Here is a 25527-nt window from a genome sequence, read left to right as displayed (position 1 = left end):
GAACGCCTTTCAATGGTGCTTAAGTTTTTTTTGCACCAACCCGCGGCGCGGTGCGAGGACTCGGAGTATCGTGGCGGCCATTCAAACAATGATTCGCATCCCGGATGCCGCTCTCGATGAAATACCTGCACCACTTCGCTCTTGCCTCTGCCTTGATCCTCCCCAACCTGCTGGCTGCCGCGCCTTCGGTCGATGACAAATCGGCCTTCATCGCCGACCTGGTCGGGCGCATGACCTTAGAGGAAAAGGTCGGCCAACTGCGTCTGATCAGCATTGGCGGCGACATGCCGCGTGAGCGCATCCGCGAAGAGATGGCCGCAGGGCGTATCGGCGCCACCTTCAACTCGGTGGTCCGCCCGGAAAACCGTCCGATGCAGGAGGCGGCGCTGCGCAGTCGCCTGGGTATCCCGGTGTTCTTCGCCTACGACATCATCCATGGCCATCGCACTACTTTTCCGATTGGGCTGGGGCTGGCCTCGAGTTGGGACATTCCTGCCATCGAGAACAGCGCGCGGATCGCGGCCTTCGAGGCCAGCGCCGATGGCCTGGACATGACCTTCGCGCCGACCGTCGACATTTCCCGCGATCCGCGTTGGGGCCGCACGTCCGAAGGTTTCGGCGAGGACCCCTACCTGGTTTCGCGCATCGCCGCAGCCATGGTGCGCGGTTACCAGGGGGAGCATCCCAGCGACCCGCAGCGCATCATGGCCAGCGTCAAGCACTTCGCCCTGTACGGCGCGGTGGAGGGCGGGCGCGACTACAACGTGGTCGACATGAGCCCGATGCGCATGTACCAGGATTACCTGCCGCCTTATCGCGCCGCCATCGATGCCGGCGCCGGCGGGGTGATGGTGGCGCTGAACGCGATCAATGGCGTGCCAGCTTCGGCCAACTCCTGGCTGCTGCGTGATCTGCTGCGTCGCGACTGGGGCTTCAAGGGCGTGGCGCTCAGTGACCACGGTGCGATCACCGAACTGCTGCGCCATGGTGTGGCCGCCGATGGCCGTGAGGCTGCGAAACTGGCCGTCACGGCAGGTGTCGGCATGAGCATGGCCGACACGCTCTACGATCAGGAGCTGCCTGCTTTGGTGCGCAGCGGCGCGGTGCCGCAGAGCGTGCTGGATGAAGCCGTCACCCATGTACTGAACACCAAGTACGACCTTGGCCTGTTCCACGATCCGTTCCGCCGCATCGGCCGCGCCGAAGACGACCCGGCCGACGTCAATGCCGAAAGCCGCCTGCACCGCGCCGATGCGCGGGCCATGGCACGCGACTCCCTGGTGCTGCTGGAAAACCATGACGACACCCTGCCGCTGAGCAAGAAGGCCACTGTCGCCTTGATCGGCCCGCTCGCCGATTCGCCCGTGGACATGCTCGGCAGTTGGTCGGCGGTCGGTGTGGCCCAGCAGGCAGTGACCCTGCGCAAGGGCATGGAGGCGGCGCTGCAAGGTCAGGGCAAGCTGCTCTACGCCGTCGGTGCCAACGTCACCGACGATGCCCATGTGATCAATTACCTCAACCAGCTCAATTGGGACCGCCCTGAAGTCGTGCTGGACAAGCGCACGCCGCAGGCGATGCTGGAGGAGGCTGTGCGTGTGGCATCCCAGGCTGACGTCATCGTTGCAGCAGTGGGCGAAGCTCGTGGCATGTCGCATGAGTCGTCCAGTCGCACGCGTCTGGATCTGCCGGACAGCCAGCAGGCCCTGCTGCGTGCGCTCAAGGCCACCGGCAAGCCGCTGGTGCTGGTGCTGATGAACGGCCGGCCGCTGGCGCTCGGCTGGGAGAAGGAAAACGCCGATGCGATACTGGAGACCTGGTACAGCGGTATCGAGGGCGGCAACGCCATCGCCGACGTGCTGTTCGGTGAGCACAACCCCTCCGGCAAGCTGCCGATCACCTTCCCGCGTTCGGTCGGGCAGATTCCCACCTACTACAATCATCTGCGCCTGGGCCGTCCGTACACGCCCGGCACGCCTGGCAACTACACCTCGCAGTATTTCGAGGAGCCCAACGGCCCGTTGTATCCGTTTGGCTACGGTCTGAGCTACAGCGACTTCCAACTGTCGGCGCCGAAGCTGTCCGCCGAGCGCATGACGCCTGATGAGAAGATTCGCGTCAGCGTCACGCTGAAGAACACCGGGTCACGGGCTGGCGCGACCGTGGTGCAGCTGTACCTGCACGATGAGGCCGCGTCGGTGATCCGTCCGGTGAAGGAACTCAAGGATTTTCGCAGGGTCAAGCTTGAGGCAGGCGAAACGCGTGAGCTGAGTTTCGAGATCGACGAAGCCATGCTGCGTTTCTACAACGCCAACCTGCAGCATGTCAGTGAGCCAGGCGCCTTCCGTGTTCAGCTGGGGCTGGATTCGCAGAGCGTGCAGGAGGCGCGTTTCGAACTGTTGTCACGCCAATGAGGGCGTGGTCCAAGGTGGCGGAAAATTTACTTGAGTGGGTACCTGTGCCGGACTTCACGATCTGGTAATAATGCGCAGAAAGAATCCGCGCATGCGGGGATGTCGCCGTCCGGCTGACTACCTGTATCGCGCTCGCGTTGTCTTTGCATCATTCGCCTGATTTCAACTCGCGCAGCGACCGCCTGATGGGCTGGCCGCTGCCCGTCAGTACGTGTTGCCCTGGAGGTTGTGTGTCGATGAGTCGTTGTTCTGGAACCCGTATGGGCAAGGCCGGCAAGCTGGCCCTCTGCGTGCTCCCGCTGTTGTTCGCTGCCCAGAGCTGGGCCTTCGATCTGGATGATGTGGCGGTCAAGGCCAAGGCTTTGGCTGCAGAAGGCTACAGTGCCCCGCAAAGCCAGTTGCCCGCTTCGCTGCGTGAGCTGCCGTTCGCCGGCTATCAAAAGGTGCGCTTCCTCGAAGAGAAGGCACACTGGGCGGATGGCAAGACGCCGTTCCGGCTGTACTTCTTTCACCAGGGCATGCACTTCGATGTGCCGGTGAAGATCAATGAGGTGACCGCCGAGGGTACTCGCGAGATCAAGTACGACCCGTCGATGTTCGACTTCGGCGACCTCAATCTGAACCCGGACGACCTCAAGGATCTCGGTTTTGCCGGCTTCAAGGTCATCAACGAGATCAATGCCAAAGGTACGCACGACGAAGTGATGAGCGTGCTCGGCGCCAGCTACTTCCGCATCGTCGGCAAGGGGCAGGTGTTCGGTCTTTCCGCACGCGGTCTGGCCATCGACACTGCGCTGCCGTCTGGCGAGGAATTTCCGCGTTTCACCGAGTTCTGGATCGAAAAGCCACAGCCCGACCGCCGCAGCCTGGTGATCTACGCATTGCTTGACTCGCCACGGGCCACCGGCGCCTACCGCATGGAAATCAAACCGGGCCGCGACAGCGTGCTCGACGTGCAATCGAAGGTCTACCTGCGCGAGAACGTCGAAAAACTCGGCATCGCGCCGCTGACCAGCATGTACCTGTTCGGTGCCAACCAACCCTGGCCACGCCCCAACTACCGTCCGCAACTGCATGATTCCGAAGGCCTGGGGATTCATGCCGGCAACGGCGAGTGGATCTGGCGTCCGCTGAACAACCCGCAACGCCTCAACGTCAGCAGCTACCGCATCGACAACCCGCGCGGTTTCGGCCTGATGCAGCGTGGCCGCGACTTCAACCAGTATCAGGATCTCGATGATCGCTACGAGCTGCGGCCGAGCGGCTGGGTGGAGACCGTCGGTGATTGGGGGGGCGGCCATGTCGAGCTAGTGGAAATTCCCACCCCGGATGAAACCAACGACAACATCGTCGCCCTGTGGCGCCCGGAAAAGCTGCCGGCGCCGGGTGAGTCGTTGGATGTGGCCTATCGCCTACACTTCAGCCGTGACGATGCCAAACTGCATGACCCGCAACTGGCCATGGTCAGCCAGACCCGGCTGTCGGAGGGTGATATCAAGCAGGCCAACCTGATTCGTCAGGCTGATGGCAGTACTGCGCTGGTGGTCGATTTCGTCGGTGAGGCGCTGGCCAAGCGTTCGCCCGACGCGGCGCCGACCGTTCAGGTCAGCGTCGATGGCAACGCCGAGTTGCTGGAAGACAGCCTGCGTTACAACCCGGTCAGCAAAGGCTGGCGCCTGATGCTGCGCATCAAGGTCAAGAACCCGGCGCAGCCGGTGGAGATGCGTGCCGCCCTGGTCGAGGACGGCAAGCCCCTGTCGGAAACCTGGAGCTATCAGCTGCCTGCCCATGAATAACACTCTAGACCCTACGCAAATCCAGGAGTATCTGGGAGAACTGCCGCTCGATCATGAGCGGCAGCAGGCTCTGGCTCATCGCCTGGAAGAGGAGGGCGGGGATCTCGCCACGTTGCACAGGGCTTTGCAGGAACAGGAGCGCAAAGCAGCCGAACCCCTTGAAGAAACCCGTGTGCTGCTCGATTCGGTGCCGGCTCGCTTGGCGCTGGGTTGGCCGGATGCCGTCGAGCGCGGCTGCCGCATCGTGCAGGATCATCAGGGACGGCCCACCATCGAGTCGACCCCTCCGATCAGACGTACGCGTATGGTGCCGGAGCCCTGGCAGACCAATATCCTGGATCGCGGCTGGCGCCGTCTGAAGGGCGAGAAACCCGCCCCGCGACCTCGTACACGTGAGAGCGAAGACTTCGCCGAAGAGCGTTGGCGGCATGTCGCTGCGGTGCGCCGCACGGCACTGTTGGTGCTGATGATCGCGCAGACCGTGGTCGCCACCTGGTACATGAAATCGGTACTGCCCTATCAGGGTTGGTCGCTGGTCGATCTGGGCCTGGTATTCGAGCAGCCGTTGCACGAGTCGGCGCGGCAGATCCTGCCTTATGTGGTGCAGACCAGCATTCTGGCGCTGTTCGCCCTGTTGTTCTGCTGGGTGTCGATGGGCTTCTGGACTGCGCTGATGGGCTTCTTCCAGTTGCTCAAGGGCCGCGATCGTTACAGCATCTCGGCCAGCAGCTGCGGTGATGAACCCATTTCACCCCGGGCGCGCACGGCGCTGGTCATGCCGATTGCCAACGAGCACGTGCCGCGTGTGTTCGCCGGCCTGCGGGCGACCTTCGAATCGCTCAAGGCTACCGGGCAACTGGAGCATTTCGATTTCTTCATCCTCAGTGACAGTAACGACCCGGACATCTGCGTCGCCGAACAGCAGGCCTGGATGGAGCTGTGCAGTGAGGTGGAAGGCTTCGACCATATCTTCTACCGCCGTCGTCGCCGTCGGGTGAAGCGCAAGAGCGGCAACATCGACGACTTCTGCCGGCGCTGGGGCAGCAACTACCGCTACATGGTGGTGCTCGATGCCGACAGCGTGATGAGCGGCGAATGCCTGACCCGCCTGGTACGCCTGATGGAGGCCAATCCGGGTGCCGGCATCATCCAGACCGCGCCCAAGGCGTCCGGGATGGACACCCTCTATGCGCGGCTGCAACAGTTCGCTACCAGCGTCTACGGGCCGCTGTTCACCGCTGGCCTCAACTTCTGGCAGCTGGGTGAATCGCATTACTGGGGTCACAACGCGATCATTCGGGTCAAACCCTTCATCGAGCACTGCGCCCTGGCGCCGCTGCCGGGCACCGGTTCCTTCGCCGGCGCGATCCTCTCCCACGATTTCGTCGAAGCCGCGCTGATGCGCCGCGCCGGTTGGGGCGTATGGATCGCCTACGACCTGCCGGGCAGCTATGAAGAGTTGCCGCCGAACCTGCTCGACGAGCTCAAGCGTGACCGCCGCTGGTGCCATGGCAACCTGATGAACTTCCGCCTGTTCCTGGTGCGTGGCATGCACGCGGTACACCGCGTGGTGTTTCTCACCGGGGTCATGTCCTACCTGTCCGCGCCGCTGTGGCTGTTGTTCCTGGTGCTCTCGACCTGCCTGCTGGCGATTCATACGCTGATGGTGCCGGAGTACTTCCTGCAGCCCAACCAGCTCTATCCACTGTGGCCGCGCTGGCAGCCACACGAGGCCATCGCCCTGTTCTCGGCGACCATGACCCTGCTGTTCCTGCCCAAGCTGCTCAGCGTGCTGCTGATCTGGATCAAGGGTGCCGAGGCCTACGGTGGGCGCACGCGGGTGCTGTTGTCGATGCTGCTGGAGGCGTCCTGCTCGGTGCTGCTGGCGCCGGTGCGCATGCTGTTCCACAGCCTGTTCGTCACCGCCGCCTTCCTCGGTTGGTCGGTGCAGTGGAACTCGCCGCAGCGCGTGGATGACTCGACCCCCTGGAGCGAAGCCTTCCGCCGTCATGGCACCCAGGTGCTGATCGGACTCAGCTGGACGGCGCTGGTGGCCTGGCTCAACCCGGACTTCCTCTGGTGGCTGGCACCTATCGTCATTTCACTGGTGCTGTCGCCGGTGGTCTCGGTGCTGACCAGCCGCACGGCACCGGGCCTGGCAGCACGGCGCAGCAAGCTGTTCCTGATTCCGGAAGAACACAAGGTGCCGGTGGAGCTGAGCAACACCGCCGAGTACGAGCAACTGAACAGCTCACGGGCTCTGCGCAAGGGCTTCCTGCGTGCAGTGGTCGACCCGCTGTACAACGCCCTGGTCTGCGCCATGGCCCGTGCCCGCCACGCCAAGGTGGTGCCTGCTGCCGAAGCGCTGCGCAACGAGCGTATCGATGAGATCCTCAGCGCCGGACCTGAGGGTAAGGTCGAGGCGACCCGCTGGCGTCTGCTCAACGATCCTGACGGCATGGCGCGCCTGCACGCGCGCATCTGGCAGGAGCCGCAATATCACGCCTGGCGCGAAGCCCTGCGCGACGCCTGATCATCCGTCACGCCCCCGCCTGCCGGGGGCGTGACGTGATGCCCTTCTGACATACCCGCTAACATCTATAGGCGCATCAACGTTCTGCTGCGCGGCACCATTGCGTCTGGGGCGGGTCTTTGCCTCGGATGGGGCATTCCGCCGTCTGGCCCGAACACCGTTTTCGTACATGACATTGGAGAGGAACCACGATGTCGAATCTGCATGATTCCGCGCAGCGCTATGGTGCGGTTACACGCTGGCTGCACTGGGGTATGGCCGTTGTGCTGGGGTGGCAGTTCGTCACCGTACTGGCCCATGTCCTGCTGGAAGACAGCGTGCTGGACAAGTTCGCTTGGGGCACGCACAAGGCAACAGGACTGCTGCTGATGGTGCTGGTGGTGATTCGTCTGCTTTGGGCGTTTTACAACCGCAACCGCCGTCCTGCCGCAGTCAGCATCCCGGCGCGCCTTGGGCATCTGGCCCTGTATGCACTGCTGTTCGTGATTCCTTTTGTCGCGCTGCTGCGTCAGTACGGCTCGGGCCGGGAGTTCGTGGCATTCGGCATGACCGTCATGCCCGGTTTTGACGGCAAGATCGAGTGGATGATTGCTCCAGCTGGCCTGTTGCATGGCAACCTGGGCTGGCTGTTGCTGTTCATGGTGATTGGCCATGCCGCCATGGCCTTTGTCCATCGCCGTCAGGGCGGTGAGGATGTATTGGCGCGAATGATCGGTCGCTGAAGCAGTCGTCTATGGCGAATGTCTTACAGGCGATAACGGCAACCGCCACTGTTGCCCGTGCGGGCCGATCACTAATCTACACGCATCCCCTGCAGCGATGGAGCGCTGAGGATCAAGGACGATGACCAAGCCAGGAATGGCTACCGACAGGATATCGGATGGTTGGGAGGAAACCCGCTTCGGCGGGTTTTTTGTTGCCTGTAGAAAGTACCGGGTCATAACCAGAGCCCGATCAATCGCCTAGCCCCAGCGTTTTAAGCGTGGCGCTGACCTGAAAAGCTTCGCCTCGAGGCGGGGCTCCTACGCCTGGCTGCTTTGTTAGCTTTAAGGGAGCGGAGTATTCGCCGGGCGTTCTAGCTGGCCAGGCACTGCGTCGCACCCTGCGCCTTGCGCGTGTACCACAGCACCCGGCTTACGCCACGGGTGATGGCGACGTAGGCCAGGCGCCGGGCTTCGTCCTGCATGGCCTGGTCGTAGCTGCCGGCGAAGAAACCGCACTGGGCGTAGAGCGCGTTGCGCAGCGGGTGCTTATCCGCCGGCAGGCAGTCGTCGAGGATGATCGCCACTTCGGCCTGCAGGCCCTTGGCGCGGTGGATGGTCATGGCTCTGACCGGCAGCGTCTTGTCCAACTGCGCGCGCACCTGCTGCAGAGGCTCGTTGCGCCGGCTGAGCAGCAGCACGGCGGTGCGATCTGCATTGGGGCGCTGGCTGACGTGTTGGCACTGCGCGGTAATTTCCTGGAGCAGCGCCGGCAGGCCGCTGGCCAGGTCGAAGCGCTGGATCAGCTTGACGCCATGGTCGCCCGGTTGCATTGCCTTGGCCGCTATGCAGGTCTTGGCCTGCTTGCTGTGTACCTCGGCCAGCACCTTCTCGCCATCGCGGATCACCGGCTCGATGCTGCGGTAGTTGGTGCCCAGCAGCAGGGTGCTGCTCTTGCTGCGGCCACGGCTGGGGAAGTGGCGGTCGAAATCGATGAACAGCTCCGGCGAGCTGCCGCGCCAACCGTAGATCGACTGCCAGTCGTCGCCGATGGCCATCAGGCTGATGCGTTCGCCCGCCGCATGCAGGCGGCGATGCACGGCCTGCAGCCACAGCACGATCTGCGGTGAGATGTCCTGGAATTCGTCGATCAGCAGGTGGCTCAGGGCGAGCAGGGCCGGGCCGGATTTGCCGCCGTCGCTGCTCAGCCGCTCGCTCAGCTGCGCAAAAGCGCCGTTGAAACTGATCAACCCCTGGCCTTGCAACAGGGCGTTGAAGTGCTGGTGGAAACGCTGCATGGCCTCGATGAAGTCGCGTTCGCGGGGCGCGCAATCGAGGGCTTTCACCTCCAGACGGTCGAGGCGAATCCCCAGGCTCTCGGCGAAGTCGATCTGCCCGTGCAGCAGTTCGAACAGCGGCAGGGCGGCGAATTCGCCAGGCAACTTGCAGGCATCCAGGGGCGCCTTGGCTTTGCCCTTGGGCGGCTCTTCTGGGGCCGGTAACTTGAGCAGGCGGTGAGTCAGGGCGCGAAAGCGTGCGTCCTCGGCGTAGGCGTTCTGGTAGGCCTGCTTGAGCAGGCGCTGCTGCGCGGGGCGCAGGCGCCCGCCAGTGAGCGGGTTGTCCGGCTCCTCGCCGGGTTCGTCCAGTTGCTCGAACCAGCGCGGGTTGCCCAGCTGTTCCTTGGCCAGCGTGGCCATGGCCGCATGGAAGGTGCGCACGCACTGGCGTGCATCGTGCGGGTAGTGCCAGAAGTCGAGCAGGCGTTGCAGGCGCTCGCGCAGTTCGTGGCAGGAGGCGTTGGTGAAGGAGATCACCGTCAGGCGCTTGGGGTCGACCTCCAGGTGACAGAGCAGGAACACCACACGCAGTACCAGCGTGCTCGACTTGCCCGAGCCGGCGCCGGCGAAGATGCGTGCCAGCGGCGCACGGCAGAGGATCATCGCCCATTGTTCGTCCGACGGTGCGCCGATCAGCCTGGCGTTCACCGCCTGCGCCACGCGTTCGCGCATCGCCTGTACCTGAGCGTCTTCGACCTTCAACCGGGTGGCAGGGTAGATGCCGGCAGGGCCAGGTTTACCGCTGTCAGTCTTGCGGCCGCTGGCTTTCTTGTCGCCAGTGGACTTCTTCTTACTTTGCTTGCGTGCAGGTTTACGTGGCTGCGCGGCTTCGCGCTCGGCACGCAGGTAGGCGGTGGTGTGAGGGAAGTAGCGGGCGAGGGCGCTGGACAGCAATTGTTTGTAGCGCGCGACAGCAGAAAGCATGCGTTGAGAATGACCTGATGGATAAAGCCCGCATGATAAAGCCTGCAGCGCGATGGCAGGCAGTGATGGCGCAGCGATAAATGCGCAACTTTGTGCAAGCGCCCGACGAGTATCGCTTCCAGACTGTGCTCAGTCTTGGGAGATACTCGATGAACCTGTCGCTTTACCTGCTGACCGTACTGATCTGGGGTACGACCTGGATCGCCATCAAATTTCAGATGGGCGAGGTGGCCGTTGCCGCTTCCATCGCCTATCGCTTCGCGCTGGCCTCGGCGGTGCTGTTCGCCATGCTCTGGTTCAGCGGCCGCCTGCAACCGCTGGATCGCCGTGGCCAGGGCATCTGCCTGGTGCAGGGGCTGTGCCTGTTCTGCCTCAACTTCCTGTGTTTCTACACCGCCAGCCAGTGGATACCCAGTGGCCTGATCGCCGTGATCTTCTCCACCGCCACCCTGTGGAACGCGATCAATGCAAGGCTGTTCTTCAAGCAGCGCATTGGCGCCAACGTGCTGCTCGGTGGCGCGTTGGGGCTGGTCGGTCTGGGCTTACTGTTCAGGCCGGAGCTGGCCGGGCATGAGGCCAGCCGCGAAAGCCTGCTGGGCATCGGCCTGGCGCTGCTCGGCACGCTGTTCTTCTCTGCCGGCAATATGCTCTCCAGCCTGCAGCAGAGGGCCGGGCTCAAGCCGCTGACCACCAACGCCTGGGGCATGCTCTATGGCGCGCTGATGCTGGTGGGTATCTGCCTGGTCAGCGGCACGCCGTTCGCCTTCGAGTGGAGCGCGCACTACGTCGGCTCGTTGCTGTATCTGGCGATTCCGGGCTCGGTGATCGGCTTTACCGCCTACCTGACCCTGGTCGGGCGCATGGGCCCGGAGCGCGCGGCCTACTGCACGGTACTGTTCCCGGTGGTGGCGCTGAACATCTCGGTATTCCTTGAGGGCTACCAATGGACGGCCCCGGCGCTGCTCGGCCTGGGCCTGGTGATGCTGGGCAACGTGTTGGTGTTTCGTAAGCCGAAGCCGGTGCTTGCCGAGGCCAGGGCATAGGGGCGATCGAAATGCTGGGTGCTCGTCGTAGGGCGGGAATGCCGGCCGCGCGTAGCGAAGCGAACAGTCCGCCGATCCATGCCAAGCCTGAAAACGGCGTACTGCTAGGAGGTAGAGCGACGCAGAAAGCCAAAGCCGAGTACGCCCTACATCACTGCCTGGGTGATCCACTCCCGCGAATCAACGTGCGCAGCATGAAGCGATTGGGATGACAGGCCTCGGCCACCTCGCGTGGCACGGGCAGCGGCTCGTCCTCCAGCCAGGCGGCGATCAGCTCGCCCGACAGTGGCGCGGTGATCAAACCGCGTGAGCCGTGGCCGCTGTTGATGTACAGGCCCGGCAGCCAGGGGCAGGGTGCGTCCGGTACCTGGCGGGCATCCTTGGCCAGTACCGCATAGGTCTCGGCAAAAGCCTCGGCATCGGCCAGCGGCCCGACTATCGGCAGGTAGTCCGGGCTGGTGCAGCGGAACGCGGCGCGGCCTTCCAGCGTCGCCGGGTCGAGTGTCTGTGCGTCCAGGCGTTCGGCGAGATCCGTGGAAATTTCCCGCAGCAGCTCCAGGTTGCCGGCATGCTCGGCCACACTGGGTGTGAGCTCGTCGCTGTGGAAGTCGAAACTGGCGCCCAGGGTGTGTTCACCGTCGCGCGGCGGCGCGACATAGCCTTCGGCGCAGACCACGGTGCGCAGTTGACGGCTGAGTGAGTTGGCCGGCAGGCGGCTGATCTGCCCACGGATACGCTTGAGCGGCAGGTTCGCATCCGGCAACAGGCGGCCGATTTCGGCGGCGCAGGCCAGTACCAGCACCGGCGCCTCGACCAGTGTGCCGCTCGGCCCGTCGACGCGCCAGTGGGCATCCTGCCGGCTCAGACTCAGCGCCTCCTGGTAGGGGCGCAGTTCGATCAATGGGTGTTGCACCAGTTGCCGGCACAGCGCCGGTGGGTGTACCCAGCCGGCGTCGGGGTAGAACAGACCGCCAGCCGGTAGGCCGATACCGGCCAGCGCTTCGGCCTGCTCGCGCCCAACGGAATGCAGCAGATCGGCAGGGAAGGCGGCGGCCAGCTTGCCCTGGCGCGCGGCTTCCTTGTCATCGAAGGCCAGTTGCAGCACGCCGCAGGCGTCCCAGTCGGCACCGCGCTGCAGGCGCTCGAGCAGCCGGCGGGTATGACCGAAGCCGGCGACGATCAACTGTGACAGCGCGGTGCCATGGGCCGAGAGCTTGAGGTAGAGCACGCCCTGCGGGTTGCCCGAGGCCTCGCAGGCAACCGCCGCGTGACGCTCCAGCAGGCTCACTCGCCAGCCGCGCGCGGCCAGGCTGGCGGCAGTGGCGCAGCCGGCCAGACCAGCGCCGATCACCACCGCGTGTTTTTCCTGAGCAAGGCGAGCGGGGCGGGCGAACCAGGGCTTGCCGACGGTTTGCGGCTCACCGATGAACTGCCCTTTAGCCACTTCCCATTTTTTGCCCAGGCCTGGCACGCGTGTCATCTTGAAGCCGGCTTCATTCAGTGCGCGCCGTACCCGGCCGGCGCTGGAAAATGTACCGATGGTTGTGCCGGGGGCCGACAGTCGCGCCAGTTCGGCGAACAGCTCGGGCGTCCACATTTCAGGGTTCTTCGCCGGGTTGAAGCCGTCGAGAAACCAGGCGTCGATGCGCGCATCCAACTGCGGCAATTGCGCCATCACGTCGCCGATCAACAATGTCAGCACCACCCGACCACCCGCCAACAACAGGCGCTGGAACCCGGGGTGAATGGCGCGGTACTGCGCCAGCAGTTCTGTGCTGAACGGTGCCAGCTCCGGCCACAGGGCCAGGGCGCGCTGCAGGTCGTCGTGATGCAGCGGATATTTTTCGACACTGACGAAGTGCAGACGCGCGCCAGCGGGTGCCTGCTGCTCGAACAACTGCCAGGCGCAGAGGAAATTCAGCCCGGTGCCGAAACCCGTTTCGCCGATGTTCAGGCATTCACCGTCGGCGAGAGCGGCGAAGCGCGCCGCCAGATCGTTGTTGGCGAGGAAGACGTAGCGCGTCTCTTCCAGGCCGTTTTCCTGGGAGAAATAGATGTCGCCGTAGCTGCGCGACAGAGGCTGGCCGCGCTCGTCCCAGTCGAGCTGGGCGTGATGGGTGTCTGACATGGCTGGGTTCCGCTGGGTCGTGCGGCGATTCTACCGTGCACAGGTGTCGTGGCGCTGGAACAAGGCAGCGTGTCGGCGGGCAAAGTGTTGGATGTTCCGTTAGGCTGTGAAGATGATTCCAGGGAGGTTGCTTTATGTTCGAGACCGCCGAAATCGGCCGCAGTATCGACAAGGCCACGTTCGAGGCCGAAGAACCGGCGTTGCGTGAGGCGCTGCTGGAAGCGCAGTACGAGCTCAAGCAGCAGGCGCGTTTTCCGGTGATCGTATTGATCAACGGCATCGAGGGCGCCGGCAAGGGCGAGACGGTGAAACTGCTCAACGAGTGGATGGACCCACGGCTGATCCAGGTCAGCACCTTCGATATACAGACCGACGAAGAGCTGGCACGACCGCCGGCCTGGCGCTACTGGCGCCAGCTGCCGCCCAAGGGACGCATGGGCGTGTTCTTCGGCAACTGGTACAGCCAGATGTTGCAGGGGCGGGTGCACGGCAAGTTCAAGGACGCGGTGCTGGATCAGGCCATCGACGGTGCCGAGCGTCTGGAACGCATGCTCTGCGACGAGGGCGCACTGATCTTCAAGTTCTGGTTCCACCTGTCCAAGAAACACATGAAGGCGCGCCTCGAAGCGCTCAAGGACGACCCGTTGCACAGTTGGCGCATCAGCCCGCTGGACTGGCAGCAATCGAAGACCTACGACAAGTTCGTGCGCTACGGCGAGCGCGTGCTGCGCCGCACCAGCCGCGATTACGCGCCCTGGTATGTAGTCGAGGGCGTCGATCACTATTACCGCAGTCTCACCGTCGGGCGCATCCTGCTCGAAGGCTTGCAGGCGGCATTGGCCAACCCACAGCGCACCCGGCTGCAACCGCATGCCGCGCCGCTGGTTTCCAGTCTGGACAATCGCGGTTTGCTGGCCAGCCTGGACATGACCCAGGCACTGAGCAAGGACGAGTACAAGGAACAGCTGACCACCGAGCAGGCGCGCCTATCGGGCCTGATGCGCGACAAGCGCATGCGCAAGCACGCCCTGATCGCGGCATTCGAGGGTAACGATGCCGCTGGCAAGGGAGGTGCCATCCGCCGCGTCACCGGCGCCCTCGATCCGCGTCAGTACCGCATCGTGCCGGTGGCGGCGCCGACCGAGGAAGAACGTGCCCAGCCCTATCTGTGGCGCTTCTGGCGACACATTCCGGCACGCGGCAAGTTCACCATCTTCGACCGCAGCTGGTATGGCCGTGTGCTGGTGGAGCGGGTCGAGGGCTTCTGCAGCCAGGCCGACTGGCTGCGCGCCTACGGCGAGATCAACGATTTCGAGGAGGAGCTGACCAACGCCGGGGTGATCCTGGTGAAGTTCTGGCTGGCCATCGATCAGCAGACGCAGCTGAAGCGTTTCAAGGAGCGCGAGCAGATCCCCTTCAAGCGCTTCAAGATCACCGAAGAGGATTGGCGCAACCGTGAAAAGTGGGACGACTACGTCGATGCGGTAGGCGACATGGTCGACCGTACCAGCACCGAGATCGCGCCCTGGACGCTGATCGAGGCCAATGACAAGCGCTTCGCCCGGGTCAAGGTACTGCGCACCATCAACGAGGCCATCGAGGCGGCGTTCGCCAAGGATTGAAGCGTTAATCGCGGCTGAAGCGGAATGCCGCCCAGCCGCTCCTACGGTGCGGTGAATACCGTAGGAGCGGTTTCAGCCGCGATTCGCACCGGGTGGTTTACCGGTAGTTGGCGGTGCGCGTGGCGCACCCTACGGTTTGAACGGTGCGCTGTTTATACTTGCGCTCTGTCCTTCGACTGGAGTGCCTGACGATGCCCTTTGCCGAAAACCTGATCGCCTTCACCTTGGCGGCCACGCTGCTGACCCTGACGCCGGGGATCGACACGGCGCTGGTGCTGCGTACCGCGGCGGTCGAGGGCCGGCAGCAGGCGTTTCGCGCGGCGCTGGGCATCAATGCCGGCTGCCTGCTCTGGGGCGCGGCGGTGGCCTTCGGCCTCGGCGCGCTGCTGGCGGTTTCCGAATTCGGCTACAACCTGCTCAAGTATTGCGGTGCGGCCTATCTGGCCTGGCTCGGGCTGAATATGCTGCTGCGCCCGCGTACCTCGCTGGCGCCCGCGCAGGCGAGCGGCACACCCGATGCCAACTGGTTCCTGCGCGGTCTGCTGGGCAACGTGCTCAACCCCAAGGTGGGGATTTTCTATGTGTCCTTCCTGCCGCAGTTCATCCCGCAGGGCCAGTCACTGATTGCCTGGACGTTCGGCCTGGTCGGCATTCACGTGGCGCTCAGCCTGGTCTGGGCGCTGTTGCTGATCGGCGCCACCCAGCCGCTCGAACACTGGTTGCGGCGCGAGGCGGTGATCAAGTGGATGGATCGCAGCACGGGGCTGATTTTCGTTCTGTTTGCCGCGCGTCTGGCATTGAGCCGGCGCTGAGTCCTGGCGCCGCTTCTGCTTGGGTTACTCTGTGTCGATGCAATAGAAAGGGCTATGTCTGCGTTAGCTGTTGCCAAGCGGTTCTAGGAAGGCTCTGAGCCTTGTAGGGTGGGCTTTAGCCCACGCTGACCGCAGTTGGTGGGCTGAAGCGGAGCGCCGCCCGGCCCACCCTACGGGCTTTTGTACCAACGCCCAACACTTAACGCAGACATAGCCATAGAAAACCAGGCGGTGACGATGGCTCGGTTTCAGGAAATGAGGGTGCTACTGGCGGTGACCGAGGCCGAGAGCTTCGCCGGCGGCGCCAAGCTGCTGGGCATTTCGCCGCCCAGCGTCACTCGCGCCATCGCCGCGCTGGAGGCACGCCTCGGCACGCTGCTGCTGCCCGCAGCACGCGCAGCCTGCGCCTGACCGAGGCTGGCCAGCGCTACGTCGAGGACTGCCGGCGCATCCTGCTGGAGCTGGAGGAGGCCGAGGAACTGGCCGCCGGTGGCAGCGTGCGCCCGCGTGGACGACTCACCGTGACCGCGCCGGTGATGTTCGGCGAGCTGTTCCTGATTCCGCGCATCGCCCAGTATCTCGACACCCACCCGGACGTGGAGGTCAATGCGCTGCTGGTCGACCGCGTGGTGAACATGATGGAGGAGGGCATCGACGTGGCCGTGCGCATTGGCTCGCTGCCCGAGGGCGATCACCCGGCGTTGCAGGTCGGGCAGATCCGCCCGGTGGTGTGCGCCTCGCCCGCCTTTCTCGACCGCGTCGGGCGCCCGCGCCACCCGGATGAGTTGCGCGATAAGCAAAATATCCATATCGCGCTGCCGGCTCAGCTCACCCAGCGCTGCCGCGCCCAGCCACTCAAGCCATCCACCGCCAGCACCAGCACCAGCATGGCCAGGATCACTGTGGCCGCCTGCGCTTCCTGGAACAGGCTGAGCGACACGTAGAGCATCTGCCCCAGGCCGCCGGCACCGACGAAGCCGAGCACGCTGGCCATGCGGATGTTGTTCTCCCAGCGGTAGAGCGTATACGCCACCAGTTGCGGCCAGACGCCGGGCAGGGTGCCGTAGCAGAAGGCGAGCATGCGCCCGCCGCCGCTTTCGCGGATGGCGTCGGCGGGTTCGCGCGGGGTGTTTTCCAGCGCTTCGGCGAACAGGCGGCCGAGCACGCCGGCGGTGTGCAGGGCCAGGGCCAGGGTGCCGGCGTTGGGGCCGAGGCCGGCGGCCAGCACCATCAGCGCCGCCCATACCAGCTCAGGGATGGCGCGCAGGGCGTTGAGCAGCAGGCGTGTGAGGTGCAGGGCGACACCGCCGAAGCGCCCGGCGGCCGGCAGTGCCAGGGCCAGGCCAAGCAGGGCAGCGAGCAGGGTGCCGATGGCGGACATAGCCAGGGTTTCCAGCGCGCCCCGGCCGATGGCCTGCAGGTGTGCGGCGGAGAAGTCCGGCTGCAGGAAGCCGCTGGCGTACTTGCCCATCTGCGCCAGGCTGTCGCCAGCGACCAGGGCGCCGAGGTCGATGCCCAAGTAGAGGAACGAGGCAACCACCGCGGCGAGGAGGGCGGCGAGCAGGATCAGGTTGCCGGCTCTCATGTCAGCCTCGCGCGCAGCAGGCGGCTGAACTGGTCGGCCAGCAGTACCAGCAGAAGGAAGGTGAGCAGCATGCTGGCCACTTCACCGCCGGCGAACATGCGCAGCGACAGGTCGATCTGCTGGCCCAGCCCACCCGCGCCGACGAAGCCCATCACCACCGAGGCGCGGATGGCGCACTCCCAGCGGTACACGGTGTAGGAGAGCATTTCCCCGGCGGCATTGGGCAGCACGCCGTAGGCGAAGGCGCTCAGGCGGCCGCTGCCGGCACCCAGTAGCGCGCGGGTGGGGCGGGCATCGACCGATTCGAAGATTTCCGCATACACCTTGCCGAGCATGCCGGCGTAGGTGATGGCGATGGCCAGTACCCCGGCAGTGGGGCCGAGGCCGACGGCGCGGACGAACAGCAGCGCCCAGACGATCTCCGGCACGCTGCGCAGGAAGATCAGCAGGCCGCGCACCGGCCAGCGCGCCAGGTTCGCCCACCAGGTCGGGCGACCACCACGATGCACGGCTGACAGCGACAGCGCGCGGCTGGCCAGCAGCGCGGCGGGGACGGCGATCAGCAGCGCCAGGCTCATGCCGGCGGTGGCGATGGCCAGGGTTTCCAGGGTGGCTCGGCCGAGCAGAGCGAGGAACTCGCCGTCATGCGCAGGCGGCCAGAAACCGGCAAGGAAGTTGCCCATGGCGCGGGTGTTGTCGCCATCGACCAGCACGGTCAGGTCCAACTCGCTCAGGCTCAGGCCCGGCCACAACAACAGCAGCGCCAGGACGCTGATCAGCAGGCGTGGCAGGGCGGCGGGGTCGCGTGGGGCGGTGGTCAGCATCGCGGGATATGCGTCGGTTGCGGCGGCGCGGGGGAGCTAGGCGTGTCCTGCAGTTGTTCGTTGGCATACAGCGCCTGCAACTGGGCAGGTTGCACCTGCATGGTGGGCAGGTCGAAGGCGATGTGCCCGTCGCGGATGCCGATCACCCGAGGGAAGTGCGCCAGCGCCAGGTCGACGGCGTGCAGGCTGGCCAGCAGGGTCATGCCGCGCTCGGTGGCCTCGCGGTTGAGCACGGCCAGGGTGTGGCCGGCCAGCACCGGGTCCATGGCCGAGACCGGTTCGTCGGCGAGGATCAGTTCCGGCGCCTGGTACAGCACGCGGGCGATGCCGACGCGCTGCAACTGGCCACCGGAAAGCTGATCGCAGCGCTGGTAGAGCTTGTCGGCAATGTCCAGACGCGCCAGGGCGGCCTGAGCGCCGGCGGCATCCAGTGGATGCAACAGGTTGAGCAGACCCTTGGCCACTGACCACTGGCCCAGCTTGCCGGCGAGCACGGCGGTGACCACGCGCTGACGCGGTGGCAAAGGCGGTGCTTGGTGGATCAGGCCGATACGTGCACGCAGGCGCTGGCGCTGGCGGGCAGCCAGACGCCAGGGGTTGTGCTGCAGCAGGTCGATCTCACCCTGGGTGGGTTGCAGGCTGGTGGCCAGCAGGCGCAGCAGGGTGGTCTTGCCGGCGCCCGAGGGGCCGATGATGGCCACCCGTTCGCCGGGGCTGACCTGCAGATCGATATTTTCCAGCGCGACCTTGCCGTTGGCGTGGGCCAGGCCCACGCCACGCAGGGCGATGCTCACTTCAACAGGCCGGCAGCGCGAGCGGCTTCTTCGATGCCTTCGTAGTTCTCGGGCTTGGTTTCGATGAAGCGGCTGGCGGCCTGCAGATCGAGAATAGCCTTTTGCTCGGGTTTGGCCGGGTCGAGGGCGAGGAAGGCGGCCTTGATCTTCGCCTGCAGGTCTGCGTCGAGGTTGCCGCGCACGGTCCAGTTGTAGTCGTAGTAGGTCGGGGTGGTGGCGAAGACCTTGACCTTGTCGGTGTCGACCTTGCCGGCGTCCACCAGCTTCTGCCACACCGAGGCGTTGAGCACGCCGGCGTCGGCCTTGCCGGCCTGCACCCAGGCGGCGGTGGCGTCGTGGGCGCCGGAATAGGCCACGCGGCTGAAGAAGTCTTCCGACTTGATGCCGTCCTGCAGCATGAAGTAGCGCGGCATCAGGCTGCCGGAGGTGGAGGACACCGAGCCGAAGGCGAAGGTCTTGCCTTTCAGATCCTGCAGGGACTTCACCGCCGGGTCGGAGGTGATGAATTTGCTGGTGAACTCGGCGTCCTGCTCGCGCTGCACCAGCGGCACGGCGTTGCCGGTTTTCAGGCGTGCCTGGGCGAAGGTGAAACCGCCCAGCCAGGCCATGTCGATACGGTCGGCAGCCAGGGCTTCGACCACCGCGGCGTAGTCGGCCACCGGCACGAACTCCACCTTCATACCCAGTTCCTGCTCCAGGTAGGCGCCCAGCGGCTTGAACTTGCGCAGCAGTTCGGTGGGGGCTTCGTCAGGGATGGCCGAGACCTTGAGGACGTCGGCGGCGTGCGCGAATACTGCAGATACGGACAGGGCGATGCCGGCGGCGAGCGCCAGGGTTTGCTTGAACATGACGGATTCTCCGGTTCAATAGCGGGGAAGGCGTGCGCAGTATAGTGGCCGAACGACGCGCTTGCAGCACGCGCGCGCTGACTGCGGGGTTAAGATGCGCGCTGGATACGAACTGCCTGGAGTTGATCGATGACCGCAACGCTTCCCGCCCTGGCCTTCGCCGGGATTGGTTTGATGGGCCTGCCGATGACCCGCCGCCTGCTCGCTGCAGGCTACCCGCTGACCCTGTGGAACCGCACGCCGGACAAATGTGCGCCGCTGTTGGCGCAGGGCGCGCATCGCGTGGAGAACCCTGCCGAGCTGTGTCGCGATGCCAATGTGGTGATGCTCTGCCTGGCCAATACCGAGGTGGTGCGTGAGGTGGTGTTCGGCCCGGGCGGGATCGTCGAGGGTGCGCGGCCGGGGCAGTTGCTGGTGGACTTTTCCAGCCTGGAGCCGGCGGCCACCCGTGAGATGGCCGCCGAGCTGGAGGCACGTACTGGCATGCGCTGGGTGGATGCGCCGGTTTCCGGTGGTACGCCGGGTGCCGAGGCCGGCACGCTGGCGATCATGGCTGGCGGCCGGGAGGAGGATGTGGAGCGTGTGCGCCCGGTGCTGGCGCATCTGGGCCAGCGCCTGACGCGCATGGGCGAGGTGGGCGCCGGGCAGGTGACCAAGGTGTGCAACCAGATGATCGTGGCCTGCAACGCGCTGGTGATCGCCGAAGTGGTGGCGCTGGCCGAGCGCTCCGGCGTCGACGCCAGCCTGATCGCCCCGGCGCTGGCCGGTGGTTTCGCCGACTCCAAGCCGCTGCAGATCCTTGCGCCGCAGATGGCCGCCAGCCAGTTCGAACCGATCAAGTGGCATGTACGCACGCTGCTCAAGGACCTAGATACGGCGGTCAAACTATCCCGTGAGCAGGGCAGCGCCACGCCCATGAGCGGCTTGGCCGCGCAGTTGATGCGCCTGCACGGCAGCCAGGGCTTTCTTGAGCGCGACCCTGCCACCCTTGTGGAAATGCTGCGGGAGCAATGCCCATGAAGATCGCTGCCAACCTGTCCATGCTGTTCACCGAACTGCCGTTGCGCGAGCGCGTGCTGGCGGCGATGACGGCGGGTTTCGATGGCGTGGAAATTCAGTTCCCCTATGAGTTGCCGGCCGTCGCTCTGAAAGAAGTGCTGGAGTTGACCGCGCTGCCGCTGGTGCTGATCAACCTGCCGGCAGGCGATCTGATGAGCGGCGGCCCCGGCCTGGCCAGCGTGCCGGCGCGCCAGGACGCGTTCGACGCGGCGCTGCAGGAGGCGCTGACCTACGCCGCCATGGCGCGCCCGGCCTGCATCAATGTGCTGCCCGGCCGCCTGGCCGAAGGCGTGAGCCGCGAGCAGGCGCTGGATTGCCTGGCCGCCAACCTGCGCAAGAGCGCCGAGACCTTCGCGACGTTGGGCATCCGCGTGTTGGTGGAGGCGATTAACCCGATCGATATGCCGGGTTTCTTGATCAATACGCCGGAGCATCTCGATACGCTGCTGCGCGCAGTGGATCACCCGAATCTGGCCGCACAGTACGACCTCTACCATATGGCGCGTCAGGAGCTGGACGTGGCCGCAGGAATGCGCTTGCTGGCCGGGCGCATCGGTCATGTGCAGTTCGCCGACGTGCCGGGGCGCGGCGCGCCAGGTACCGGCGAGCTGGCGTTCCCCGCGCTGCTCGGTGCTTTACGTGGCAGCGGTTACAGCGGCTGGCTGGGCGCCGAATACAAGCCGGGCGAGGAGGGCACGCAGGCCAGCCTGGGCTGGTTGGTGCAGTGGCAGCAGTGCACCTGATGCATTCGTGCAGGGGCGGGCATGCTTATGCCCGCCCTGCCTGCCGGCGTTGCGCCGGGTTCTCGTCCACGCGGGCGGGCGGCTACTTGCCGTAATCGTTGAGCGAGATCACCCGGGTCTTGCCGATGTGGTGGCGATAGATTTCGCGCAGGTACTTGATCGCCTGTTTGACGCTTTCGCGTGTCAGTCGGATGTCATTGATCGAAACGAATTTCTCCGTGTCGTGGATCAGCTCGCGCTACTTCTTCTCGTACATCGGTTTGATCGCATACCAGTTGGTGTCGAGGATCTTCGCCGGGTCTTGGTGCTCGTTGAGCATGGCGTCGAGCCTGGCCTCATCGAAGCGCTCGGCGACGATGAAGTCGAGTATGGCGTCGTCCAGGCTGTCGTCGAAGCGGTACTGGTCGCGGGCGAAGCAGCACTTGATGTAGGCGACGATCAGGGTCAGGAAGTCGTCCGATAGGCACGGGCTCTTGACGATCAGGGTGGTCAGCGAGAGGTTGGCCGAAGCGCCAATCACCAGCGCGTAGCGCTTGAGCGTGGTGTTGGGGAACAGGTTGTTGAGGTGGGTCTTGAGGCGGTTCAGATCCATGTAGGACAGCTTGTAGTCCTTGGACAGCGAGACGATGGACAGCACCGAGGAGCAGTTCTTGAAGAAATGCAGTTCGCTCAGCTCCGTAGCGTCGTAGCCACTGGATTTGTACTGCTCCAGCGCCTGGCGATAGCGCTTGGACTCGATCGGCAGCAGGCTGATGCCTTCGATGGCCTGGGTGACCTTGTTGAAGTGCGGCAGGTCGATGGAGCGGAAGAACAGGTCGTTGATGTTCAGCCGTGGCGGGCTTTGTTCCTTGTCCAGTACACGGAATTTTTCCGATAGTTGTGTGTGCTGTTCGGGCACCACGGATTCGGCGTAAGCCACGGCCACCGGGCCGGCCAGGCTCATGAACAGGTCGTTGGCGTCGAGGCGGATGGTTTCGCCGATGTCGATGCCGGCGCGGCGCAAGTAGTTCTGGTCGTAGTCGCTGGTCACCGCCTGGGCGGTGAGGATGTTGAAGATCTGCTGCGAGATGTACTGGTTGGCGTGGCGCTCCATGGCGGTCACGTCTATGTTGTGGATGCTGCCGTCACCGCTTTCCTTGGCTTAACGCATGATGTCGTTGGAGATCAGCATCATCGCGTTCCACGGGCGGATGCGGCGCATCACGTTTTCAGCGCTGTTCTGCTCGTTGTCGAAGTTGTAGGAGAAGTCCCATGCCTCGGCCAGGTACTTGCACAGCAGGCGGCCGGCATTGATATGCAGGGCTTCGGACATCTCGCTGCGCTGGTCGGAAATGTTCGGCAGGATGCAGATGCCGCTGGTGAAGATCGGTTCGAAGACGAAACCACGTTCGCGTTCGGCCTCGCCATCGTCCGGCGTCTTGCTGTCGAAGGTCTTGCTCATGTAGGCGAACTGCTGCGCCAGGCCGAACTCCGAGGCCATGCCCGAGCCGGTGCCGCCGCCAGCGCTGAAGATATAGAAGTACAGGCGCGACTGGTTGGCCTTGATCCCGCAGGAGTCGATCAGGTAGCTGTGGATGAACTTCCAGTCTTCGTTGGAGAAGCGCTGGGTGTCCTTGTTGAGGATGATCTTGGCCACGAGGATCGGCGTGTTGCCGGCACCGCCGGCATGCACCTCGGACAGGTCCATGATCTTCATCTTGCTGTAATCGTCGAGAAAACCGCTCATTTCGCCTTTGCGCGAGAAGCGGATGCGCCCGGCGATGTCCTTGTCCAGGTCGCCGAGCATCACCAGCGGCTCGATCAGGAATACCGGGCGGCGCGCGCAATAGATTGCTGCGAATCCAGCGACTGGGGCGTGAGGCCTGCTCGATGGTGGCAGTGGCTTCGCTGTGAAACTCTTCCAGATAGAACTGGCGCGCGTTGTAGACCAGGGAGGGGACGTCCAGTGCGATGTTCGAGCCGCAGCGGCCGAGGCCGATCAGGTACACAGAGGGAAACTGCTGAATGCGGCTTCACTCGCCTTCGTCCAGCGGCTCGCCCAGCGGGAACACCATGTTGCGCAGGCCATCGAGGTTATCGAGGATGCGCTTGATATCGCGTTCGGTGAAATACAGATACTGCTCGCCGCTAACGCTGTGCCCCGGCAGCGCGGGCGGCGCCAGCAGGTTGTCGGCGATATCGGCCAGGGTGGCTACCTTTGCGGGGGCTGCGGCGTTTCCATCAGTGACAGTCCGGCGAGTCAGCGGGGTATTGGCCATTGGCCATAAAATGACCAAACCCATAGATTCTAGCGTGGAAAAAGTACTTTGCCTTATTCCCTACAGATATGAGCTGCTTTGGCTGAGCAGTTTCACGCTGCGGATAAAGCAGGCGAATGGCAGTGGCCTGCCCTGCACAGGGCGTACTCGCCGCAGGCAGTGCGCTGCGGGGGGCGGTAGGAGAGAGGGCGCCCCATGGGAACGGGGGGCGCCGGGTGCACTTTGGAGGCAGGGTGCACTGTCAGTCTCAGGGCACCAGCAGAATCTTGCCGTCGCGCTCGCCGCTGGCCGCCGCCGCGACAGCGTCCTTGATGTGTGCCAGGTCATAGGTCGCCGCGACGCGAGTCTTCAGTTTGCCGCTGGCGATCAGTTGCACCAGCTCGCCGAATACCTTCATCTGTTGCGCCGGGCTGGCCTGCTGGAACCACTTGGCCAGCCAGAAACCGCGCAGGGTCACGTCACGGAACACGAACGAGGCCGGCGATACCTGGCAGGCCTGTCCACTCATCATGCCGTAGTTCACCAATACGCCGCCGTTGGCCAGCACTGCGGCCAGGTTGTCGGTGCTGACGCCGCCGACCGCATCGATACCCAGGTGAACTTCGGCGCCGCCAGTCGCTGCGCGCACACGCTTGGCCAGATCCGGGCCGTCCACCAGCACCAGGTCACCGCCCTCGGCCTCGACAGCGGCAATGGCCGAATCACGGCGTACCACGTTGATGGTCTTGAAACCGCGCAGCTTGGCCAACTGAATCAGGTAGCTGCCGACACCCGAGTTGGCGGCGTTCTGGATCACCCAGTCGCCTGGCTTGAGGTCGACGAACTCGCTGAGCAGCAGCGAGGCGGTTGGCGGGTTGACGGTAAGCATGGCCAGTTGCAGCGGGTCGGCATCCGGCAGCGGGATGAGTTTCTCTGCCGGGGCGTTCAGGGCCGTGACCCAGGTACCGCAGCCGACCGGCAGCAACACGGTCTGGCCGACCTTGAAGTTGCTGACGCCTTCACCAAGTGCCTCGACCTTGCCGACGCCTTCGTTACCGCCCACGGCCGGCAGTGGCGGCAGCATGCCGTAGGCGCCGGTCAGGGTCAGTATGTCGGACGGGTTGATCGGTGCAGCCAATACCTTGACCCGCACCTGCCCGGCAGCGGGCTCCGGCAGTTGCAGTGGCACTGCGCTGATCACGTCTTGCGGTACCGGGCCGCGCTGTTGGTATTCGGCTTTGAGCATGGTCTTGGTCTCCTGAAGGCAGGCGCAAAATGCGTGCAGCCAGTCTAGCCTCGATAGGGCAAAGCGGAATGAATCAGCCGGCATCCACTCTGCTTATGACGGTGGTCAGGCGTCTATGCTCTGGCGGGTCCGATAACGAGGTAGACGATGGTCAGATGGTGGCTGGGATTGATGCTGGCGTGCCTGAGCGCAACGGTTGCGGCCGAGGTGCTGCATGTCGGCTTTGGTACGCACAAGCCGCCTTATGTCTACGAAGGTGAGCCGCGCGGCCTGGAATATGAGCTGGTGGAGCGTGCTGCGCGCAATGCCGGTTTTGAGTTGACCGCCTATTACGCGCCCATGGAGCGTCTGCACCTGATGCTGCGCCGTGGTGAGATCGACGCCATCACCACCACTCATGAGCGCAGTGGCGTGCAGGCCTTCTATTCGGACGTCTACATCCATTATCAGAACGTGGCAGTGGCATTGGCCAAACGCGGTTATCACATCGAGCAGATTTCCGACCTCGGCCAGTACGCGGTCAGTGCCTTCCAGCGTGCACGACTGCTCATGGGCCCTGAGTTCGAGCGCATGGCCATGAACAACCCGCGCTACCGCGAGGAGGCGCTGCAGATCAATCGCAACCGCCTGCTCTACAGCGGTCGCACCGATGTGGTGGTGGGCGACAAGCGCATCATCCGCTACCTGGATCGTGAGGTGAACGACCAGGTCGACGTCACCCAGCCACTGGCCTGGTTCGAGATATTTCCGCCGACGTCATACCGCGTCGGCTTTCGCCGGGATGAACAACGTCGGCGCTTCGACGAGGGGCTACGCCTGCTGCGTGAGTCCGGCGAATACCAGCGTATCGAGCAGCGTTACCTGACGGACTGAAACCTGAGGAA

Annotated in this window: 17 protein-coding genes and 2 pseudogenes; 11 read left to right on the top strand and 8 right to left on the bottom strand. The window is 64.5% G+C overall.

All coding sequences use genetic code 11. The features are described 5' to 3' along the window. Window positions 1-116 precede the first annotated feature (116 nt). The 4 genes from bglX (at window position 117) to DBO86_RS16205 (ending at window position 7462) form a co-directional block, all read left to right on the top strand. Window positions 117-2411, top strand: a complete 2295-nt coding sequence (bglX, locus tag DBO86_RS16220) for a beta-glucosidase BglX (RefSeq protein ID WP_208630480.1) — start codon at window positions 117-119, stop codon at window positions 2409-2411. 260 nt (window positions 2412-2671) lie between these two features. Then, window positions 2672-4207, top strand: coding sequence for a glucan biosynthesis protein G (locus tag DBO86_RS16215; protein ID WP_108234216.1), 1536 nt, complete (start codon window positions 2672-2674; stop codon window positions 4205-4207). Further along, entirely contained in the window at window positions 4200-6740 is a 2541-nt protein-coding gene (gene mdoH, locus DBO86_RS16210) for a glucans biosynthesis glucosyltransferase MdoH (RefSeq protein WP_108234215.1), read from the top strand. Before DBO86_RS16215 ends, mdoH begins: the two co-directional genes overlap by 8 nt. A gap of 191 nt (window positions 6741-6931) precedes the next feature. Next, complete coding sequence (locus DBO86_RS16205) at window positions 6932-7462, top strand: cytochrome b (RefSeq protein ID WP_003462351.1); 531 nt, start codon at window positions 6932-6934, stop codon at window positions 7460-7462. Window positions 7463-7815: 353 nt separating this feature from the next. Here the strand turns inward: DBO86_RS16205 and DBO86_RS16200 are convergent, their stop codons facing one another. Further along, window positions 7816-9702: a DEAD/DEAH box helicase gene (locus DBO86_RS16200; RefSeq protein WP_108234214.1), complete on the bottom strand. Its 1887-nt coding sequence runs from the start codon at window positions 9700-9702 to the stop codon at window positions 7816-7818. Between the two features lie 149 nt (window positions 9703-9851). Between DBO86_RS16200 and DBO86_RS16195 the strand changes: the two genes are divergently transcribed. After that, a complete protein-coding gene (locus tag DBO86_RS16195; protein WP_108234213.1) occupies window positions 9852-10745 on the top strand; it encodes a DMT family transporter in 894 nt (297 codons plus the stop codon). A 151-nt stretch (window positions 10746-10896) separates the two neighbouring features. Here DBO86_RS16195 and mnmC read toward each other — a convergent pair whose 3' ends face one another. Continuing rightward, the gene (gene mnmC, locus DBO86_RS16190) at window positions 10897-12873 is read right to left on the bottom strand and encodes a bifunctional tRNA (5-methylaminomethyl-2-thiouridine)(34)-methyltransferase MnmC2/FAD-dependent 5-carboxymethylaminomethyl-2-thiouridine(34) oxidoreductase MnmC1 (RefSeq protein ID WP_108234212.1); all 1977 of its coding nucleotides are present in this window, start codon (window positions 12871-12873) and stop codon (window positions 10897-10899) included. Window positions 12874-13007: 134 nt separating this feature from the next. Here mnmC and pap point away from each other — a divergent pair, with 134 nt between their 5' ends. The 3 genes and pseudogenes from pap to DBO86_RS16175 form a co-directional block, all read left to right on the top strand. Further along, entirely contained in the window at window positions 13008-14495 is a 1488-nt protein-coding gene (pap, locus tag DBO86_RS16185) for a polyphosphate:AMP phosphotransferase (RefSeq protein ID WP_108234211.1), read from the top strand. A gap of 191 nt (window positions 14496-14686) precedes the next feature. Beyond that, entirely contained in the window at window positions 14687-15307 is a 621-nt protein-coding gene (locus DBO86_RS16180; RefSeq protein WP_108234210.1) for a LysE family translocator, read from the top strand. Between the two features lie 237 nt (window positions 15308-15544). Continuing rightward, window positions 15545-16140: pseudogene (locus tag DBO86_RS16175) on the top strand (LysR family transcriptional regulator); the annotation flags it as partial. On the opposite strand, the gene phnE reads toward DBO86_RS16175, so the two are convergent. The 4 genes from phnE to DBO86_RS16155 are packed head-to-tail and all read right to left on the bottom strand — an operon-like array spanning window position 16131 to window position 19358. Further along, window positions 16131-16892 carry a phosphonate ABC transporter, permease protein PhnE gene (gene phnE, locus DBO86_RS16170; RefSeq protein ID WP_108234209.1) on the bottom strand — a complete coding sequence of 254 codons (762 nt, stop codon included), beginning with the start codon at window positions 16890-16892 and terminating at the stop codon, window positions 16131-16133. The pseudogene DBO86_RS16175 and the gene phnE sit on opposite strands and share 10 nt — an antisense overlap. Further along, the gene (locus DBO86_RS16165; RefSeq protein ID WP_108234208.1) at window positions 16889-17716 is read right to left on the bottom strand and encodes a PhnE/PtxC family ABC transporter permease; all 828 of its coding nucleotides are present in this window, start codon (window positions 17714-17716) and stop codon (window positions 16889-16891) included. The genes phnE and DBO86_RS16165 overlap by 4 nt, the downstream gene beginning before the upstream one ends. Next, complete coding sequence (locus DBO86_RS16160) at window positions 17710-18510, bottom strand: phosphonate ABC transporter ATP-binding protein (RefSeq protein ID WP_108234207.1); 801 nt, start codon at window positions 18508-18510, stop codon at window positions 17710-17712. Before DBO86_RS16160 ends, DBO86_RS16165 begins: the two co-directional genes overlap by 7 nt. Then, window positions 18507-19358: a putative selenate ABC transporter substrate-binding protein gene (locus DBO86_RS16155; RefSeq protein WP_108234206.1), complete on the bottom strand. Its 852-nt coding sequence runs from the start codon at window positions 19356-19358 to the stop codon at window positions 18507-18509. The genes DBO86_RS16160 and DBO86_RS16155 overlap by 4 nt, the downstream gene beginning before the upstream one ends. A gap of 129 nt (window positions 19359-19487) precedes the next feature. Here DBO86_RS16155 and DBO86_RS16150 point away from each other — a divergent pair, with 129 nt between their 5' ends. Both DBO86_RS16150 and DBO86_RS16145 read left to right on the top strand, forming a co-directional pair. Continuing rightward, window positions 19488-20378, top strand: coding sequence for an NAD(P)-dependent oxidoreductase (locus DBO86_RS16150; RefSeq protein ID WP_074856305.1), 891 nt, complete (start codon window positions 19488-19490; stop codon window positions 20376-20378). Further along, window positions 20375-21160, top strand: a complete 786-nt coding sequence (locus DBO86_RS16145; protein WP_108234205.1) for a hydroxypyruvate isomerase family protein — start codon at window positions 20375-20377, stop codon at window positions 21158-21160. Before DBO86_RS16150 ends, DBO86_RS16145 begins: the two co-directional genes overlap by 4 nt. Window positions 21161-21242: 82 nt before the next feature. Here the strand turns inward: DBO86_RS16145 and DBO86_RS16140 are convergent. Next, window positions 21243-23283, bottom strand: a pseudogene (locus tag DBO86_RS16140) (hypothetical protein); the annotation flags it as partial. Window positions 23284-23665: 382 nt separating this feature from the next. Beyond that, complete coding sequence (locus tag DBO86_RS16135) at window positions 23666-24643, bottom strand: zinc-dependent alcohol dehydrogenase family protein (RefSeq protein WP_074856308.1); 978 nt, start codon at window positions 24641-24643, stop codon at window positions 23666-23668. Between the two features lie 171 nt (window positions 24644-24814). Between DBO86_RS16135 and DBO86_RS16130 the strand changes: the two genes are divergently transcribed. Beyond that, entirely contained in the window at window positions 24815-25516 is a 702-nt protein-coding gene (locus DBO86_RS16130; protein ID WP_108234204.1) for a substrate-binding periplasmic protein, read from the top strand. Window positions 25517-25527 lie beyond the last annotated feature (11 nt).

Source organism: Ectopseudomonas oleovorans, assembly GCF_003052605.1.
GTDB classification, from domain to species: domain Bacteria; phylum Pseudomonadota; class Gammaproteobacteria; order Pseudomonadales; family Pseudomonadaceae; genus Aquipseudomonas; species Aquipseudomonas oleovorans_A.
This window is presented reverse-complemented; position numbering and strand designations above follow the sequence as displayed.

Coding starts and splice junctions, on each gene's coding strand:
- DBO86_RS16195 (WP_108234213.1), top strand. CDS start 9,852: ATGAACCTGTCGCTTTACCTGCTGACCGTACTGATCTGGGGTACGACC.
- DBO86_RS16130 (WP_108234204.1), top strand. CDS start 24,815: ATGCTGGCGTGCCTGAGCGCAACGGTTGCGGCCGAGGTGCTGCATGTC.
- DBO86_RS16180 (WP_108234210.1), top strand. CDS start 14,687: ATGCCCTTTGCCGAAAACCTGATCGCCTTCACCTTGGCGGCCACGCTG.
- mdoH (WP_108234215.1), top strand. CDS start 4,200: ATGAATAACACTCTAGACCCTACGCAAATCCAGGAGTATCTGGGAGAA.
- pap (WP_108234211.1), top strand. CDS start 13,008: ATGTTCGAGACCGCCGAAATCGGCCGCAGTATCGACAAGGCCACGTTC.
- DBO86_RS16205 (WP_003462351.1), top strand. CDS start 6,932: ATGTCGAATCTGCATGATTCCGCGCAGCGCTATGGTGCGGTTACACGC.
- DBO86_RS16200 (WP_108234214.1), bottom strand. CDS start 9,702: ATGCTTTCTGCTGTCGCGCGCTACAAACAATTGCTGTCCAGCGCCCTC.
- DBO86_RS16145 (WP_108234205.1), top strand. CDS start 20,375: ATGAAGATCGCTGCCAACCTGTCCATGCTGTTCACCGAACTGCCGTTG.
- DBO86_RS16215 (WP_108234216.1), top strand. CDS start 2,672: ATGGGCAAGGCCGGCAAGCTGGCCCTCTGCGTGCTCCCGCTGTTGTTC.
- DBO86_RS16155 (WP_108234206.1), bottom strand. CDS start 19,358: ATGTTCAAGCAAACCCTGGCGCTCGCCGCCGGCATCGCCCTGTCCGTA.
- DBO86_RS16135 (WP_074856308.1), bottom strand. CDS start 24,643: ATGCTCAAAGCCGAATACCAACAGCGCGGCCCGGTACCGCAAGACGTG.
- bglX (WP_208630480.1), top strand. CDS start 117: ATGAAATACCTGCACCACTTCGCTCTTGCCTCTGCCTTGATCCTCCCC.
- DBO86_RS16165 (WP_108234208.1), bottom strand. CDS start 17,716: ATGCTGACCACCGCCCCACGCGACCCCGCCGCCCTGCCACGCCTGCTG.
- mnmC (WP_108234212.1), bottom strand. CDS start 12,873: ATGTCAGACACCCATCACGCCCAGCTCGACTGGGACGAGCGCGGCCAG.
- DBO86_RS16150 (WP_074856305.1), top strand. CDS start 19,488: ATGACCGCAACGCTTCCCGCCCTGGCCTTCGCCGGGATTGGTTTGATG.
- phnE (WP_108234209.1), bottom strand. CDS start 16,892: ATGAGAGCCGGCAACCTGATCCTGCTCGCCGCCCTCCTCGCCGCGGTG.